Origin of the sequence: Flavobacterium columnare (genome assembly GCF_014844295.1) — a bacterium.
Lineage (GTDB): Bacteria > Bacteroidota > Bacteroidia > Flavobacteriales > Flavobacteriaceae > Flavobacterium > Flavobacterium columnare.
This window is the reverse complement of the sequence record NZ_CP054494.1, coordinates 3,196,782-3,212,500: the sequence shown is the minus strand read 5'-3', so window position 1 is coordinate 3,212,500 and position 15,719 is coordinate 3,196,782. Positions and strand designations below refer to the sequence as shown.

The 15,719-nt window shown below is 34.4% G+C and carries 14 protein-coding genes, 2 rRNA genes and 1 pseudogene (1 of these 17 only partly in view); 13 read left to right on the top strand and 4 right to left on the bottom strand.

Annotated elements, in window-relative coordinates:
• From HUE53_RS14195 to HUE53_RS14145, 11 genes and pseudogenes are all read left to right on the top strand, one after another.
• A 23S ribosomal RNA gene (locus HUE53_RS14195) occupies window positions 1-2,229 on the top strand (it extends 647 nt beyond the left edge of the window).
• Window positions 2,230-2,398: 169 nt separating this feature from the next.
• Window positions 2,399-2,507, top strand: a 5S ribosomal RNA gene (gene rrf / locus HUE53_RS14190).
• A 157-nt stretch (window positions 2,508-2,664) separates the two neighbouring features.
• Entirely contained in the window at window positions 2,665-2,865 is a 201-nt protein-coding gene (locus HUE53_RS14380) for a hypothetical protein (protein WP_065213728.1), read from the top strand.
• Window positions 2,856-3,836 (top strand): annotated as a pseudogene (locus HUE53_RS14180) (IS256 family transposase). The gene HUE53_RS14380 and the pseudogene HUE53_RS14180 overlap by 10 nt, the downstream one beginning before the upstream one ends.
• A gap of 388 nt (window positions 3,837-4,224) precedes the next feature.
• The gene (tssD, locus tag HUE53_RS14175; protein ID WP_014164869.1) at window positions 4,225-4,611 is read left to right on the top strand and encodes a type VI secretion system tube protein TssD; all 387 of its coding nucleotides are present in this window, start codon (window positions 4,225-4,227) and stop codon (window positions 4,609-4,611) included.
• 224 nt (window positions 4,612-4,835) lie between these two features.
• Entirely contained in the window at window positions 4,836-5,225 is a 390-nt protein-coding gene (gene tssD / locus HUE53_RS14170) for a type VI secretion system tube protein TssD (RefSeq protein ID WP_014164870.1), read from the top strand.
• 31 nt (window positions 5,226-5,256) lie between these two features.
• Window positions 5,257-7,170, top strand: a complete 1,914-nt coding sequence (locus HUE53_RS14165; protein ID WP_065213727.1) for a type VI secretion system Vgr family protein — start codon at window positions 5,257-5,259, stop codon at window positions 7,168-7,170.
• Between the two features lie 5 nt (window positions 7,171-7,175).
• On the top strand, window positions 7,176-8,555 hold the full coding sequence (locus HUE53_RS14160) for a hypothetical protein (protein ID WP_077225424.1): 1,380 nt from the start codon (window positions 7,176-7,178) through the stop codon (window positions 8,553-8,555).
• A 35-nt stretch (window positions 8,556-8,590) separates the two neighbouring features.
• Window positions 8,591-9,043 (top strand): hypothetical protein, encoded by a 453-nt coding sequence (locus HUE53_RS14155; RefSeq protein ID WP_123906700.1) that lies wholly within the window; start codon window positions 8,591-8,593, stop codon window positions 9,041-9,043.
• A 365-nt stretch (window positions 9,044-9,408) separates the two neighbouring features.
• Window positions 9,409-9,921 carry a hypothetical protein gene (locus HUE53_RS14150; RefSeq protein ID WP_065213723.1) on the top strand — a complete coding sequence of 171 codons (513 nt, stop codon included), beginning with the start codon at window positions 9,409-9,411 and terminating at the stop codon, window positions 9,919-9,921.
• A gap of 18 nt (window positions 9,922-9,939) precedes the next feature.
• On the top strand, window positions 9,940-10,356 hold the full coding sequence (locus tag HUE53_RS14145; protein WP_075348575.1) for a transposase: 417 nt from the start codon (window positions 9,940-9,942) through the stop codon (window positions 10,354-10,356).
• Here the strand turns inward: HUE53_RS14145 and HUE53_RS14140 are convergent.
• From HUE53_RS14140 to HUE53_RS14130, 3 genes are all read right to left on the bottom strand, one after another.
• The gene (locus HUE53_RS14140) at window positions 10,338-11,048 is read right to left on the bottom strand and encodes a YebC/PmpR family DNA-binding transcriptional regulator (RefSeq protein WP_014164271.1); all 711 of its coding nucleotides are present in this window, start codon (window positions 11,046-11,048) and stop codon (window positions 10,338-10,340) included. The two genes, HUE53_RS14145 and HUE53_RS14140, sit on opposite strands and share 19 nt — an antisense overlap.
• A 113-nt stretch (window positions 11,049-11,161) precedes the next feature.
• Window positions 11,162-11,767 carry a 16S rRNA (guanine(966)-N(2))-methyltransferase RsmD gene (gene rsmD / locus HUE53_RS14135; protein ID WP_014164272.1) on the bottom strand — a complete coding sequence of 202 codons (606 nt, stop codon included), beginning with the start codon at window positions 11,765-11,767 and terminating at the stop codon, window positions 11,162-11,164.
• Window positions 11,758-12,582 carry a DUF3822 family protein gene (locus HUE53_RS14130; RefSeq protein ID WP_192188591.1) on the bottom strand — a complete coding sequence of 275 codons (825 nt, stop codon included), beginning with the start codon at window positions 12,580-12,582 and terminating at the stop codon, window positions 11,758-11,760. The genes rsmD and HUE53_RS14130 overlap by 10 nt, the downstream gene beginning before the upstream one ends.
• Before the next feature lie 199 nt (window positions 12,583-12,781).
• Here HUE53_RS14130 and HUE53_RS14125 point away from each other — a divergent pair, with 199 nt between their 5' ends.
• Window positions 12,782-14,206: an ATP-dependent DNA helicase gene (locus tag HUE53_RS14125; RefSeq protein ID WP_065213721.1), complete on the top strand. Its 1,425-nt coding sequence runs from the start codon at window positions 12,782-12,784 to the stop codon at window positions 14,204-14,206.
• A 72-nt stretch (window positions 14,207-14,278) separates the two neighbouring features.
• Window positions 14,279-15,010 (top strand): 3-deoxy-manno-octulosonate cytidylyltransferase, encoded by a 732-nt coding sequence (gene kdsB / locus HUE53_RS14120; RefSeq protein WP_014164275.1) that lies wholly within the window; start codon window positions 14,279-14,281, stop codon window positions 15,008-15,010.
• Window positions 15,011-15,250: 240 nt separating this feature from the next.
• Here kdsB and HUE53_RS14115 read toward each other — a convergent pair whose 3' ends face one another.
• Complete coding sequence (locus HUE53_RS14115) at window positions 15,251-15,634, bottom strand: DUF1573 domain-containing protein (RefSeq protein ID WP_014164276.1); 384 nt, start codon at window positions 15,632-15,634, stop codon at window positions 15,251-15,253.
• Between the last annotated feature and the right edge of the window lie 85 nt (window positions 15,635-15,719).

The window sequence follows — 15,719 nt, the reverse complement described above, 5'->3', positions numbered from 1 at the left end:
CCGTAGCGAAAGCGAGTCTGAATAGGGCGCTTGAGTCAGTAATGTTAGACGCGAAACCGTGTGATCTACCCATGGGCAGGATGAAGCTGTGGTAACACATAGTGGAGGTCCGAACCGGTTGACGTTGAAAAGTCTTCGGATGACCTGTGGGTAGGGGTGAAAGGCCAATCAAACTCGGAAATAGCTCGTACTCCCCGAAATGCATTTAGGTGCAGCGCAGTGGTAGAGTTATATAGAGGTAGAGCTACTGATTGGATGCGGGGGCTTCACCGCCTACCAATTCCTGACAAACTCCGAATGCTATATAATATACACAGCAGTGAGGGCTGGGGTGCTAAGGTCCCAGTCCGAGAGGGAAAGAACCCAGACCATCAGCTAAGGTCCCCAAATGTATACTAAGTTGATCAAACGCGGTTTGATTGCATCGACAGCTAGGATGTTGGCTTGGAAGCAGCCATTCATTTAAAGAGTGCGTAACAGCTCACTAGTCGAGCGATCGAGCATGGATAATAATCGGGCATAAGTATACTACCGAAGCTATGGATTTGACAAAAGTCAAGTGGTAGGGGAGCATTCTAACATCGTAGAAGGGATTCCGTGAGGATTTCTGGAGAGGTTAGAAAAGAAAATGTAGGCATAAGTAACGATAAGGGGTGCGAGAAACACCCCCGCCGCAAAACTAAGGTTTCCGCAGCTATGCTAATCAGCTGCGGGTTAGTCGGGACCTAAGGCGAATCCGAAAGGAACAGTCGATGGCCAACGGGTTAATATTCCCGTACTACTTATAATTGTGATGGAGTGACGCAGTGGTGAAAGTACCGCGAACTGACGGAATAGTTCGTTAAAGCACCTAGCTATAGGCCCGGTAGGCAAATCCGCTGGGACTGGTGAAATGCGATAGTACTCGGATTCTTCGGATGATGGGATAGTGTACCTAAAGGCTGCCAAGAAAACCTTCTAAACATAGATTATAAGTACCCGTACCGTAAACCGACACAGGTAGTTGAGGAGAGTATCCTAAGGCGCTCGAGAGATTCATGGCTAAGGAATTAGGCAAAATAGACCTGTAACTTCGGGAGAAAGGTCGCCAGCGCAAGCTGGCCGCAGTGAAAAGGTCCAGGCGACTGTTTATCAAAAACACAGGGCTCTGCCAAATCGTAAGATGAAGTATAGGGCCTGACACCTGCCCGGTGCTGGAAGGTTAAGAGGAGATGTTATGAGCAATCAGAAGCATTGAATTGAAGCCCCAGTAAACGGCGGCCGTAACTATAACGGTCCTAAGGTAGCGAAATTCCTTGTCGGGTAAGTTCCGACCTGCACGAATGGTGTAACGATCTGGACACTGTCTCAGCCATGAGCTCGGTGAAATTGTAGTATCGGTGAAGATGCCGATTACCCGCAGTGGGACGAAAAGACCCTGTGCACCTTTACTATAGCTTAGTATTGACCTTGGATAAGTGATGTGTAGGATAGGTGGGAGACTGTGAAATGGCGTCGCTAGGCGTTGTGGAGTCATTGTTGAAATACCACCCTTTGCTTATCTGAGGCCTAACTCCATATTGTGGAGGACATTGCTTGGTGGGTAGTTTGACTGGGGTGGTCGCCTCCAAAAGAGTAACGGAGGCTTCTAAAGGTTCCCTCAGCACGCTTGGTAACCGTGCGTAGAGTGCAATGGCATAAGGGAGCTTGACTGAGAGACATACAGGTCGATCAGGTACGAAAGTAGAGCATAGTGATCCGGTGGTTCCGCATGGAAGGGCCATCGCTCAAAGGATAAAAGGTACGCCGGGGATAACAGGCTGATCTCCCCCAAGAGCTCATATCGACGGGGGGGTTTGGCACCTCGATGTCGGCTCGTCACATCCTGGGGCTGGAGAAGGTCCCAAGGGTTGGGCTGTTCGCCCATTAAAGTGGCACGCGAGCTGGGTTCAGAACGTCGTGAGACAGTTCGGTCTCTATCTACTGTGGGCGTTAGAAATTTGAGTGGATCTGACTCTAGTACGAGAGGACCGAGTTGGACCAACCGCTGGTGTATCTGTTGTTCCGCCAGGAGCACCGCAGAGTAGCTACGTTGGGAAGGGATAAGCGCTGAAAGCATATAAGCGCGAAACCCACCACAAGATGAGATTTCTTTTAAGGGTCGTGGAAGATGACCACGTTGATAGGCTATAGATGTAAAGGCAGTAATGTCACAGTCAAGTAGTACTAATAACCCGTAAGCTTATTGTAAGAGCCCCCTAACCCCCAAAGGGGGAACCTCAGGGGGCTCGTAAAATTCTTTCCAAATTAAATATTTATCTCAATATGTTAAAATATTTGTTTCGTTTAAAAACGAGACAGTCTTAAATAAGAAAGTCCAAAGGAAACTTTACGACATTCGACTTTAGACTTAAAACCTTAAGGTGGTTATTGCGGCGGGGCTCACCTCTTCCCATTTCGAACAGAGAAGTTAAGCCCGCCAGCGTCGATGGTACTGCATTTTGTGGGAGAGTAGATCGCCGCCTTTCTTTAGAAACCCTTCATCCGAAACGATGAAGGTTTTTTGTTTTATACGCGTTTGTGCTATCAAACCGAAATCACCGCGTGAGCGGGGATACTGTACAAAAAAAGTGTGTAAAGAATTTTTTGTAATTTTAAAATTATGAACCATTAAAATTTACAATTATGGACTTTACACACGCTCAAATTTCGGAATTATTATTGGAAGTTGCAAATTCAGAAAATGGAACGAATTTATTAATGCAAATGACCTTAGAGACCTTTATGAAGTCAGAACGGGTATTGCATCCGCTAGAAAATCCCACGGATTATGCAAATGGATTTAGAACTAGAACTACTAATGGTTTTGCAAAGAAATGGTTTTAAAGGTACCAAGAACACGAAGTGGTACCTTTTATCCAGCATTGCTTGGAGTTCTAAGAAATGAGGATGAAGAGCATCGAAAACTCATTTTTAGTCTTTATAGAAAAGGTTAAACAACAGAGCAAGTAAGCGACGTTTATGAAGAACTTTACGGTAAAGATTACAGCAAGCAGCAGATAAGTTACTTGATGAAGGAGAGTAAAAAAGAAATTGAATTATGGCTTAAAAGAGACTTAGAAGAACATTATTTAGTACTTTATATTGATGCTACTTTTGTTCATACAAGGCGAGATGATTCGGTTAAGAAAGAAGGCTATTTCACAATTTTAGGTATTAAAGAAGAAGGAACAAGGGAGGTTTTAACAATTGTAAATCATCCCACAGAAGGAGCTTTATTGTGGCAACAAGAGTTGGAGAGCTTAAAAACAAGAGGTGTAAAAAGTATTGGATTAGTGGTCTCTGACGGCTTAACATCTATTGAAAACGCTAGTGCAAAAGTCTTCCCTAATGCCAAACATCAACTCTGTGTGGTTCATTTTAAACGAAATATATTAGCTATTTTTCCACGAACAAAACGAGTAGAAATAGCAATAGAATTAAAGGAAATATACCAAGTAGAAACAAAAAGCACAACACCAATTGCTTCATTTGAAAAATTAATTAATTTTGTTCAAAAGAGGGAAAGTAAATATCCAAGCATAAAAAGTTTCAAAAATGAGCGAAATATAGCTTATTTTACTTATTTAGATTATCCGCCACAAATTCAAAGAATGGTTTATTCGACCAACTGGATTGAACGGTTGAACAGAGATTACAAGCGTGTTTTGAAAATGAGAGGAGCCATGCCGAACGTGTCTTCAGTTATTGCTTTAATGGGTTCGGTAGCATTGGAAAAAGAATATAAAACATACAAGTATCCAGTAAGTGCTTTTAGAGATATAGAGGAATTAAAAAGAAAGAAAGAAATAAGATAAAGGAAAGAAAATTAAGTGTAGCGTAGCGGAACGTATTTTCTTTCCTTTATCTTATTTTGAACATTGAAATATTGATTATAAAAATGATTTTACACACTTTTTAATACACTACCAACAATTAAAAAACAAAAACACCAGTGGTTTTTTTATTTTTTATAACAAAAACTTGTTTTTATAAAACAAACCCACTATATTTGACTTAATCATATTTCCATAAATGGTTGTTATTATTAAAAACAAAATATGTCATGAAACCACAAAATCCAAACGATCCTACTCAAATTGGTTCTTACCTAACAAAACCCACCCCAAAATCATTTTTTAACCTACTCTATACCTTTATAGATATATCCTTATGTATTTCTTAATTTTTTAAATATTTATAATTATGTCATTCAAAGCAAAATTAGCAGTAGCAGGAAAAGAGTACACAGTATTAAATGTAAACTACGGTTTATTTCAAGAAACAGACGCAACGGGTAGACCTTCTACTGTAACTAGAGGAGGAAAAATTGAATTAACAATTGAAGGTACTGCAGACACTTCATTCTTTGAGTGGATGACCAACTCATTTGAAAGAAAAGACGGAAGTGTAAAATTCTTTAAAAGAGACAGCGAAGCGGTTCTAAAAGAATTAAAATTCTCAGAAGGATACTTAGTAAAATTCAGAGAAAACTTTGATTCTACAGGCGTAAATCCACTAACTGAAACCTTTACCATTTCAGCTAAAAAAATTGAACTAGGTTCAGGAGCTTACGAAAACGAATGGGTATAATCCCTTCAAAAAGGCGTTCCCTAAAAACAACTTTTTAACCCCAGTTCTTTGTTAGTTTCTCTAGGGAAATGACATTGGCTAGATCAATCATTGTATTACCTCCTAGGTTTTACACCGGTCAACCCTAGTCTAAAAAGAACTCCGTTAAATGATGGTTGCGATCTTTTGGGATCGCCTTTTTTCTTTTTTTTCTTTCAAATAAACAACCCTATAAAAAAACAAACATGTCCTTTTTAGCTAAATTAGAACTAGACGGAAATACTTACAACATACTCAGTTGCGACTATAATTTTACACAACAAATAGACGCTACAGGAAAACCCGAAGGAATGCCTCAAGGAGGCGAAATTAACATCCGTATAGAAAGCAACGGGAAATCCAACCTATTACAATGGATGCTCGACCACAGTCAAACCAAAAACGGCACCATTATATTCTTTAGAAGAGATGCCATGAGCAAACTACAAGAGTTAAAGTTTGAAAAAGCCTATTGTGTTTCCTTTTCGGAATATTTTGACGCTAAAAGCACTGAACCGCTACAAATTGCCCTACGTCTAATGGCCAAACGTTTTGTTCTAAACGAAGCTGCACACGAAAAGAAATGGAAAGATTAAACAACAACTAAACAACTAAAAAATACGCGATATGGATACTTACAACAGCGATTATGGAAGACTCAACCATCCTGACGACATAGCAAAATACGCCTCATTACGTTCCTTTAAAGACTTTTTAGCCGACAAATCCAGTCCATTAGTCTACTGCACCCTTACCATAGAAGGCAAATCCTTCCTAGAAAAATCCCATTTTAACCTACAGTTCCATCAAAAAACCAACGAACACGACACCTTTACCCTAGATACCCGTGCCGATTCCCTAGACAACGAAGAAGCCTACATCATGGAACATTCTAAAAGCTACCTAGGAAAAACCATACACATCCACCTGCACCGATTTGGAGAAATAAAACAAACCTTTACAGGCATTATAACCCATTTAAACCTTTTAAAAAAAGACGGTTACGGCAGACTATATATTACAGGACACGCTCCTACCATTATGTTAGAACAAGGACTTGAATCCCAAAGTTTTGAAAACAAAACCCTAGAAGAAATCTTTCAAGACATAACCGCCCAATACCCCAAAGACACCCTTCATACCATTGTCCGAAACAACAACACCCAAAATGTGTTGCCTTACACCGTACAATACAACCAAACAGATTACCAATTTTTACAACAACTTGCCATACGCTATGGCGAATACCTGTATTACAACGGACAGAGCCTAGTGTTAGGCAACAAAGTAGGCCCTAAAATCATAAACCTAGACGAAAGTGTAGACCTAGTACACGTATCCTTTGAAATATCAGTAAAACCACAACAATTTACCTACACCACCTACGATGTAGAATCAGGCACCAGCCTACAACGAGATAGCGCCTCAGCTCAATTACAAAACAAAGTCAACCCCTACCAACTAGTAGCCCTAAAAGCCTCAAAAAACGTATTCCATAAAAAACCCAACAAGCTCCACAACCCCACGGGTATCAACAACCGAACCGATAGAGAGCTACAAGATGCCGTACGAAAACAAAAAGAACTCAGAGAAAACCTGATGATCGTAAAAGGCAAAAGCAAAGACCCCCAACTCAAACAAGGCGATCTAACCAAACTGGTTGATATAAACGACCGCCCTATGGAAACCTATCGCATCATAGAAATTCAACATTTTCATGATGGCAATAGCTATTACAACGAGTTCGTAGCCATTCCCGATTTATGGACCCCTCCTTATTTTGACGACAACACCTATCCTAAATGCGAAGAACAAACCGCACGGGTAGTAGACAACAACGATCCTATGAGCATGGGGCGTGTACGCGTACAATTTCCATGGCAAGAAAGAAAAAACCAAAAAACCCCATGGATTCGCCTAATACAACCCCACTCAGGAGCAGGCAAAGGATTTCATTTTATCCCCGAAATAGGCGAAGAAGTTCTTGTAGGTTTTGAAAGCGGCAATGCAGAAAAACCTTTTGTACTAGGCACTCATTATAACGGAAGCGAAACCAGTGGGTACCATACTAGCGGCAATGATGTAAAAGCCATTCATACCCGATCTGGAACTAAAATTATTCTAAACGATGCCCAAGGTTCTGTTTTTATAGAGGATCCTAGTGGCAACACTTGGACGATGGACGGACAGGGGAATATTAGTGTGAATGCGCCTAATGATATTACTATGAATGCTGGCGGAAATATTAGCATGACAGCAGGCATGAATATTACAACCTCCGCTGGTATGAATATCTCCGAAAGTGCTGGAATGAACCATAGCACTACAGCAGGAGCCATGATGATACAAAATGCAATAGGCGATTTTAGTTTACTAGCCAAAAACATAAAAAAAATAGCACATGAAAACATACAAACCTCCAGTAATGATATAACAAAACAAGCCTTAAAAGACATAACCGTATCAAGCCAAACCAATATTAATAAACACGCCAAAGACGAGGTATTTGTAAACAGCGGTAAAAACACTAAAAATCATTAATTCTTATGAGCAATAAATCAGGAAATTATATTGAAATTGCAGGTGGATCTATAACAGAACATTGCACAGGAGAATACAATTTATTTGCTCAAAAAATGAGTTTCAATGCCGAGGGTATAGTTTCTATTAACGGTGCCCAAAAAGGCACATCATATAAAACGCCAATAGAGCCTCCCAAAATAGTATTAAACCAAGGAAAAGTAAAAAAAGTAGAACTAGTTACTAAACTAGACCTTGGTTCAAAGAATGACAAGTCAGGAAGTACTCAGCTAGGAATGATTTTTGGAAAAGAATATACGTTTCAAGTCACACAATATGATAATGAAACATCATTGAGTCGTAGACTAACTAAGTGGCAAATACGCTACCATAGTCCAAAATACTCACAAAACAAATGGATAGATATACCATTAAAAGTTACAGGAGATACAGTAAAAATTACTATGAATGAAGAGGATATGTGTGGCAGATTTATTTATATTAGAGCTTATATTGACGATCCTAAAAGTGAAGGAGAAATAAAAGTTTGGAAGCATAATAGGTTTAGATGGTTTGATAGAATGGTTGTTTATGAGCAAGCAGAAGCAAGAGCAAAAGAACCGTGGAGAATTGATCAAGGTGGAACCTCACTATGTGGAATGGCAAGCTTATTTTATTTATTAGCAAAAAAAGATGGGAAAGGTTACGAAAAATTAGCTAAAGAACTATTCAGAACTGGCGAATATAAGTACAATAAATATATTGTGAAACCACACGAGAATGCTATTGAAATGTACTCTGTAAATCCCTACAAAGATAAAGACCACCCTAAATTACCAGAAGTAGATTGGTTAACTTTAGCTTGTGTGAGGAGCAAAGAAAGTTCATTTTTTGGAAAATTATTGTATAAAGGTAAAAAAGGGCAAGATGCAGAGGCAATAAATTGGCCTACGCTAATGAAGCCTCTAGGAAAAAACCTTTTGGGTTACACAGATGTTGAAATGGATTATTATAAAATTAATAAATCGTATTTAAGAGACTTTTTTGGTTCTGATGAAAAATTAAGAATACTTGAGAAAGATATTGATGCAGATTTTAAAAATGGATATCAAATATGCTTACTTATAGACGGAACTATGGTAGACTACAAACCAGGAGATGATTATTCATTAGATGATTTCAGCGAATATCACTGGGTTGTATATGAAGGTGGACTAGAAATTCTTAATGGTTTAAAACCTGAGTCAGATTATGACAATGTAACAAATATAAACTTCAATGTATTTACTTGGGGAGAGTTAAGAAATGATTCTGTGAATCCAACATCAGGTTTACCAATGAGAAAAATTAGATTAACAAAAAATCAGTTTAGAAGTAATTATTATGGTTATTTAAAGTTAAAGTAATGGAATATAAAAGTATAATTAAAATGTTTTTTTTAATGGCAATAATTAATTCTTGTAAAAGTGAAAAAAGAAAATGTGATAATGCAGAATTAAATAATGAAATAATTATAAAAGATTGGGGAGAAAATAAAATCAAGAAAGAAGATATCAAATTATACAAATATGACTCATTATTTTCAAAAAAAATAGATTCTTTTAAAATAGTTAAATTTTCCACTTATAATGATAAAAAAACAATAAAAGAATATTATGGTAGCATGAGTATTATTTTAGATAAGGAAATAGTATCAAAAGGCAACTATAGACTTATTTTATTAGACTCCTTAAAATACGACATTTCTAATATAAGAATTTTAACAAAAACAGTAATGATAGGGACGAGAGAAGAAAATATGTGTTTGATTGAAAGCTACAAAATAAATAACCGTGTAAGTAAATTAGGTTCTGGAGGAGTTCAAATAATTCTAAAAAAGGATTATAAACCGTAAGAGTTCACGATTATTTTTCAAATAGTGATTTAGAAGAATTAATAGAAATTGATAAAAGTCATAAATTGGGACATAAAACTTAAAGATGATTGTGAATGATAACAAGTCGAGTCATAACATTCTTGCAGATATTTGAAATGATTCACACTGGGTAGTTTATGAAGGTGGCTTACAGTTTTATGATAAAAATGGAAAAGTAACGTCAGTATTAGATGATATTGAGTCGTTAACTTTTAGAATTTTCACGTGGGGATATAACCCTGTGGATTACAAAAATGAAAAAGGGAAACCAATATGGGATAAGAATAGTGTTTTTCTTTTAGGTAATAACAGAATTTCAGTTAAATTTTTTAAATCCAACTATTATGGTTATATCGAGGTATATTAAATTTTATTATATATCATTTTTTTTTATTTTATTAAGTTGTGATAATTATGAAACTATAAACGATTCTTTCAGTTCTGTAATGATAACAAATTGGGATTCTGATGAAGATTCTTTAAAAATTAACTTTTTTAAATACAAAAAAGGAAGTAACTTCAAAATAGTTGAATCTAAAAATTCTGATTTTATTATTGAGAACAATAAATCCTTAAAAATATTATATTTAACTCCAAAATTCAAAAACGAGGGAGAAATAAATTCGGATATTGTTTTAACAATAAACGATAGTTTGAAATATCAGTTTGAAAACATACAATCAATTAGAGACACTACCCATTTAACATTTACTTTAGGAAGACGATATACTATTTTTTATAAAATCAATGCTATAGTAAATAATCAAATTATAAAAGGGGAAGATTCTTTTATTGTATTGGATTCAAAATCTTCATTATGTAAGCTTCCCCAAAAACAGCTACGATTAAAAGTATAATTTTTTAATTTTAGCAATATGAAAAAAAGTAAATTTACTGAGACACAAATCATCAAAATTATCTCAGAACAAGACAAGGGCAAAACGGTCAATGAAATTTGTCGTGAATTTGGTATAAGTCAGCCCACTTTTTATCAATGGAAAAGTAAATATTCTGGCATTGAACCCAATCAGCTCAAACAATTAAAAGAGCTTGAAAAAGCGTTGTCCAACCTGCAAAAGCCTCAATACGATAAAGTGGGGAATAAGAGAAATAAAAAAGGGCAGTTTATTAACCGCCCTCATTTTTTGTATATTATCAAATCTATTGCTGGTAGGAACAATTTCTTCTTTCATTTGATGTTGAAATATAATCAATTTAGATTAAAAATTCATGAACTATTTGATTACATTACCATTAAAGTAAAAGAGTCTAATTATTCTTGCATGGTATGAAAAACGTTCATAACGTCATCATCTTCTTCTATTTTTTCAAGTAATTTTTCAACATCGGCTACTTGTTCTGGTGTTAATTCTTTGGTTACTTGAGGGATTCTTTCGAATCCAGAAGATAAAACTTCTATGCTTCGATTTTCTAATTCTTTTTGGATAGCTCCAAAACTTTCAAAAGGTGCGTACATAACAATTCCATCTTCATCTGCAAATATTTCTTCAACACCAAAGTCAATCATTTCTAATTCTAATTCTTCAACATCTTGTCCTTCAGAAGGAATCCTGAAGTTGCAAGTATGATCAAACATAAATTCAACAGAACCTTGTGTGCCTAATGTTCCATTGCATTTATTAAAATAACTTCTGATATTAGCTACCGTTCTATTGTTATTATCTGTTGCTGTTTCTATTAAGATAGCAATTCCGTGTGGTGCGTAGCCTTCAAATAAAACTTCTTTATAGTTGGCTGTATCTTTATCAGTTGCTTTTTTTATGGCGCGCTCCACATTGTCTTTAGGCATATTAGCTGCTTTGGCATTTTGTATAACAGCTCTTAATCTAGAGTTGGTCTCAGGGTTTGGACCTCCTTCTTTTACTGCCATAACAATATCTTTACCAATTTTTGTAAACGTTTTAGCCATTGCTGACCAACGTTTCATTTTACGTGCTTTTCTAAATTCAAACGCTCTTCCCATTTCTATTTCTATTGGACTATATGAATGTTTACTAATTTTTATTCCTGCAAAAATACTATATGTATGATAAAAAAAAAATACTAAAAAAATATTTGATAGACCGTTTACTTTTATTATTTCTTGTTTTTAGTGTTATTTTCTTCTATTAATTCTTCTTCATCGTATTCATCATCTTCTTCTTTTTCAAATTCAAAAAAAGTGAAGACTGAGCCTCCATAGATTTTTTCGAATGAAAAGTTTTCTTTATGTGAGAGTTTTGTATATTTTGAATGTTCTATGATAAGCATTCCGTCTGGATCTAGTAGATTGTTTTCAAAAATAAGAGCTAAAATTTTTTCAAAGTTTTTTTGGTCTAGATCATAAGGAGGATCTGCAAAAATGATGTCATAATTGTTTTTGTTTTTTTCTAAGAATTTGAATACATCACTTTTGATTGGGGTAATATTCATTTCAAATTCCTTTGCTGTTTTTTTGATATAATTGATACAACCGAAGTCTCCATCTACACTAATTACGCTTTCTGCTCCTCTGGATAAAAATTCGTAGCTTATATTACCCGTACCACTAAATAGGTCTAATACGCGTAAGCCATTAAAATTAAAATAGTTATTCAATATGTTAAAGAGTGATTCTTTGGCCATATCTGTTGTAGGTCTTACGGGTAAATTTTTAGGTGCAACTAAACGTCTACCTTTGTATTTTCCTGAAATTATTCGCATGCGTGTATTAAAATAAAGTTTTTTAAATAGTTGTCTTCGGATATTGATTGGTCAAATTGTAAGTTTTCTGTGTATAGACTTACATTTCGAATGTATTTATATGCTATTTCAAATAATTCATTGTTTTTTGTTATTTTTCCAAGTAGTTTAACGATAACTGATTCTGGATTTAGTTTTAATTGTTCAGTAGTGAAAAGTAGGAGGTAGACAAAATCTTCTGATTTGTGATATTCAAATGAATTATATAATAATAATTTTTGATTTTTTACAACGATTATCTGAAACTGTTTTTCTTGAATATGTGCAAAAATCTGAGGTTCTGCTACATTTTTGCTTGTTTCTAAAATCTTTTTGACTAGAATAGTAGCTGTGTGTTTGTAATGAAACTGTCCATATATATCTATTAGTGCGTTGTTAAGCTTTACAAAAGGGATATAGATGTTGTTCATATCATTACCTGTAACTTCATCATAGGTTACAAAATCATCAGGAGATACTTTTACGTTGTAGTGTAAATAAGATTTTAGATATTGTTCGTCAAAAAGAGCTTGGGGAACAAAGCTATTTAATGTACTATCGTGTAATATTAAAACATCATCAAAACCAGTTTGTAAAACAGTACTTTGACGAATTAGGTTTAAAATTTCTTCTTCTGTTTCTTGGAGCGTATTGTTTTGAGTTAAAATGTAGTTACTAAAAAATTCTATTTTAGATTCTAAAGTATTGTACAAACAAAATGATACTTCATGTAATGAAATTTGAAGCAATAATTTCTTGTATTCTTTGTTAAGTATTGTATTAGTTGATGTTTGCATTCGTTTCTATACCCTTAATAGTGACAAAACTACGATTTTTTTAATAAAGAACCGATTTTGAAGAGGCTTAGATTATTAATATTTTTATTATTTTTAAAGAATTTATTGATAGTGTTGAGTTAATATTTATGAATGATGGATGCTATATCTTATGGAGATGTTTTATATTTGACCTTCTTAATGATATTAAAATATAGCCATGAGTTCGATATTATTTTACAGTATTTTACGAAAAAAATTTCCCTTTCAACCTACTGTAAAACAGGATGTTTTTTTTGGTAAAGTGGCTGAATTTGTAGAAAGTTCAAATAAAAATGAACTGTTTGTGCTAAAAGGATATGCAGGTACTGGTAAAACTACTTTGATTTCCACTATAGTAAATCATTTAGCGGAGGTTCAAAAGAAATATGTTTTGTTAGCACCTACAGGTAGAGCTGCAAAGGTAATTGCTAATTACTCTGAAAAACAAGCATTTACGATACATAAGAAAATTTATTTCCCTAAAAAAGGCAGTGGAGGAGGTGTTCGTTTTACGATGCAAACTAATAAACATACCAATACTATTTTTATTGTAGATGAGTCTTCTATGATTTCAGATGTAGATACAGATTCTACATTATATGGAAGCAGTTCATTGTTGGATGATTTGATGTCGTATGTATATTCGGGACAAAATTGTAAAATGATTATGATAGGCGATACGGCTCAGTTGCCTCCTGTTAATTTAGATATTTCGCCTGCGTTAAATGTAGAAACGTTAAGTTTAAATTATGATAAGGAGGTTTATTCAATAGAATTAGATGAAGTTATGCGTCAAGAAGCTAATTCAGGAATTTTGTATAATGCTACTGAATTAAGAGAATTATTGAAGGATCATTTTGTTACAGCCTTTCAATTTAAATTAAAAGGCTTTAAAGATATTTTTAGATTATCTGATGGATATGATATACAAGATGCAATCAATCAGGCTTATAGTAATTATAGTATAGAGGACACAACCTTTATTGTTCGTTCTAATAAAAGAGCTAATCAGTATAATCAACAGATACGGTCTAAAATATTAGGTAAAGAAAGTGAGTTATCGGTAGGTGACTTTTTAATGGTTGTGAAAAATAATTACTTTTGGTTGAAGGATTCAGATGAAGCGGGTTTTATTGCGAATGGTGATATTATTGAGGTTTTAGAAATTCGTTCTATAAAGGAATTATATGGTTTTAAATTTGCAGTTGTTAAAATAAGAATGGTAGATTATCCTAATCAACGACCTTTGGATACTATTTTGTTATTAGATACGATAACGAGTGAGTCCCCTTCATTAACTTATGAAGAGTCAAATAAACTGTATCAGGAAGTAACGAAGGATTATGAAAATGAACGAGCACAATATAAAAAGTATCAAAAAGTAAAAAATAATGAATATTTTAATGCTCTTCAAGTAAAATTTTCGTACGCTATTACTTGTCATAAATCACAAGGAGGACAATGGAACACAGTTTTTATAGAACAACCTTATTTAGCTAGTGATATAGATAAGGATTTTGTGCGTTGGTTGTATACTGCTATGACCCGTGCAAAAGATAAGTTGTATTTGATTGGTTTTAAAGATGAATTTTTTAATATATAATAGTTTCTTTTTAATCCTTAATTAAAAAAATGTTTAAAATAGTTTAGTATCGTTTCTGTTAAAAAAAATAAAATGAAAATAATAGCCGTAATACCCGCTCGTTATGCTTCCACTCGTTTTCCAGCTAAGTTAATGCAGGATTTAGGAGGGAAAACTGTTATACGTAATACGTATGAATCTGCTGTAAATTCTCAATTATTTGACGATGTATTTGTAGTAACTGATTCGGATTTGATTTATAATGAAATTGTTTCTAATGGAGGGAAAGCTCTAATGAGCATAAAAGAACACGAAAGTGGAAGCGATCGCATAGCCGAAGTCGTTGAAAATATGGATGTTGATGTTGTAATAAATGTGCAAGGTGATGAGCCTTTTATTAATGCGGAACCGTTAGGGAAAATTATTGAAATTTTTAAAAAAGATCTGAATAAAAAAGTAGATTTGGCTTCGCTTATGTTTGAAATAAAGGATAAAGTAGAAATTGAAAATCCTAACAATGTTAAGGTAATAGTAGATCAAGAAGGATTTGCGTTGTATTTTTCACGTTCAGTAATTCCTTATCCAAGAGAGGAGAATACAGGAGTTAGGTATATGAAACATATTGGTATTTATGCCTTTAGAAAAGAGGCCTTGATGGCTTTTTATCGTTTGCCGATGTTATCCTTAGAAGCTTCTGAAAAGTTAGAACAACTTCGTTATTTAGAATATGGCAAGCGTATCCGTATGGTTGAAACTACTCACGGAAGTATAGGTATAGATACTCCTGAGGATTTAGAAAAGGCTAGAAAAATGATAAAAAAATAATTTAGAAAAAACATTACGTTATAGATATAATTTGGATGTATATAGCTATAATTTTAAAAGAGGTTGGTTATAAGAAAATAAAGTGGGTGTTTCCAAAAGGAGTAGCTTAATGTTTAGTTTATTACTTTGATGATAGGAGAACTCACATTATCAGTACTATGTGGTTTCTCCTGTTCTCGAAATAAAAGATTACGACTTTTTAGCCCTCTCTTTTATAGAATTGGTTGTGTTTTTAGAAATTTAGTTAAGTTCAACAGTGCCTTTAATTTTTAAAGGGGTTAAACCATTTTCAGTATTAATAGCATTACTTTCCACCATAATGGACTTACGAATAGGCCCTGGATTCATATTGTATTTAACTTCTATTTTTCCAGATTGACCAGGCCCAACAGCTTCCTTTGAAAAGGAAGGTATAGTACAACCACAGGTGGATTGTACATTTTTTATAATAAGGGGTGCATCCCCTGTATTCGTAAATTCAAAAAAGCGAATACCATTATCAGTAGATTTACTAATCGTACCATAATCAATTTCATGTGTTTTGAATTCTATTTTTGCCCCACTCTGAGCTTGTAAGGAAAAACTGAATAACACCAATATTGTAAAAAATAAAATTCGTTTCATTTGCTTCAATTATATTAGTAAAAATACTTTCTTTCAAGTAAACCTACAAAAAAAATACTTAAACTTTTTATTTTTATGTGGTTTA

Excerpts from the sequence above, each read along its gene's own strand:
- HUE53_RS14380 (WP_065213728.1), top strand. The coding sequence starts at position 2,665 with ATGGACTTTACACACGCTCAAATTTCGGAATTATTATTGGAAGTTGCA.
- tssD (WP_014164869.1), top strand. The coding sequence starts at position 4,225 with ATGTCATTCAAAGCAAAATTAGCAGTAGCAGGAAAAGAGTACACAGTA.
- tssD (WP_014164870.1), top strand. The coding sequence starts at position 4,836 with ATGTCCTTTTTAGCTAAATTAGAACTAGACGGAAATACTTACAACATA.
- HUE53_RS14165 (WP_065213727.1), top strand. The coding sequence starts at position 5,257 with ATGGATACTTACAACAGCGATTATGGAAGACTCAACCATCCTGACGAC.
- HUE53_RS14160 (WP_077225424.1), top strand. The coding sequence starts at position 7,176 with ATGAGCAATAAATCAGGAAATTATATTGAAATTGCAGGTGGATCTATA.
- HUE53_RS14155 (WP_123906700.1), top strand. The coding sequence starts at position 8,591 with ATGGCAATAATTAATTCTTGTAAAAGTGAAAAAAGAAAATGTGATAAT.
- HUE53_RS14150 (WP_065213723.1), top strand. The coding sequence starts at position 9,409 with ATGGTTATATCGAGGTATATTAAATTTTATTATATATCATTTTTTTTT.
- HUE53_RS14145 (WP_075348575.1), top strand. The coding sequence starts at position 9,940 with ATGAAAAAAAGTAAATTTACTGAGACACAAATCATCAAAATTATCTCA.
- HUE53_RS14140 (WP_014164271.1), bottom strand. The coding sequence starts at position 11,048 with ATGGGAAGAGCGTTTGAATTTAGAAAAGCACGTAAAATGAAACGTTGG.
- rsmD (WP_014164272.1), bottom strand. The coding sequence starts at position 11,767 with ATGCGAATAATTTCAGGAAAATACAAAGGTAGACGTTTAGTTGCACCT.
- HUE53_RS14130 (WP_192188591.1), bottom strand. The coding sequence starts at position 12,582 with ATGCAAACATCAACTAATACAATACTTAACAAAGAATACAAGAAATTA.
- HUE53_RS14125 (WP_065213721.1), top strand. The coding sequence starts at position 12,782 with ATGAGTTCGATATTATTTTACAGTATTTTACGAAAAAAATTTCCCTTT.
- kdsB (WP_014164275.1), top strand. The coding sequence starts at position 14,279 with ATGAAAATAATAGCCGTAATACCCGCTCGTTATGCTTCCACTCGTTTT.
- HUE53_RS14115 (WP_014164276.1), bottom strand. The coding sequence starts at position 15,634 with ATGAAACGAATTTTATTTTTTACAATATTGGTGTTATTCAGTTTTTCC.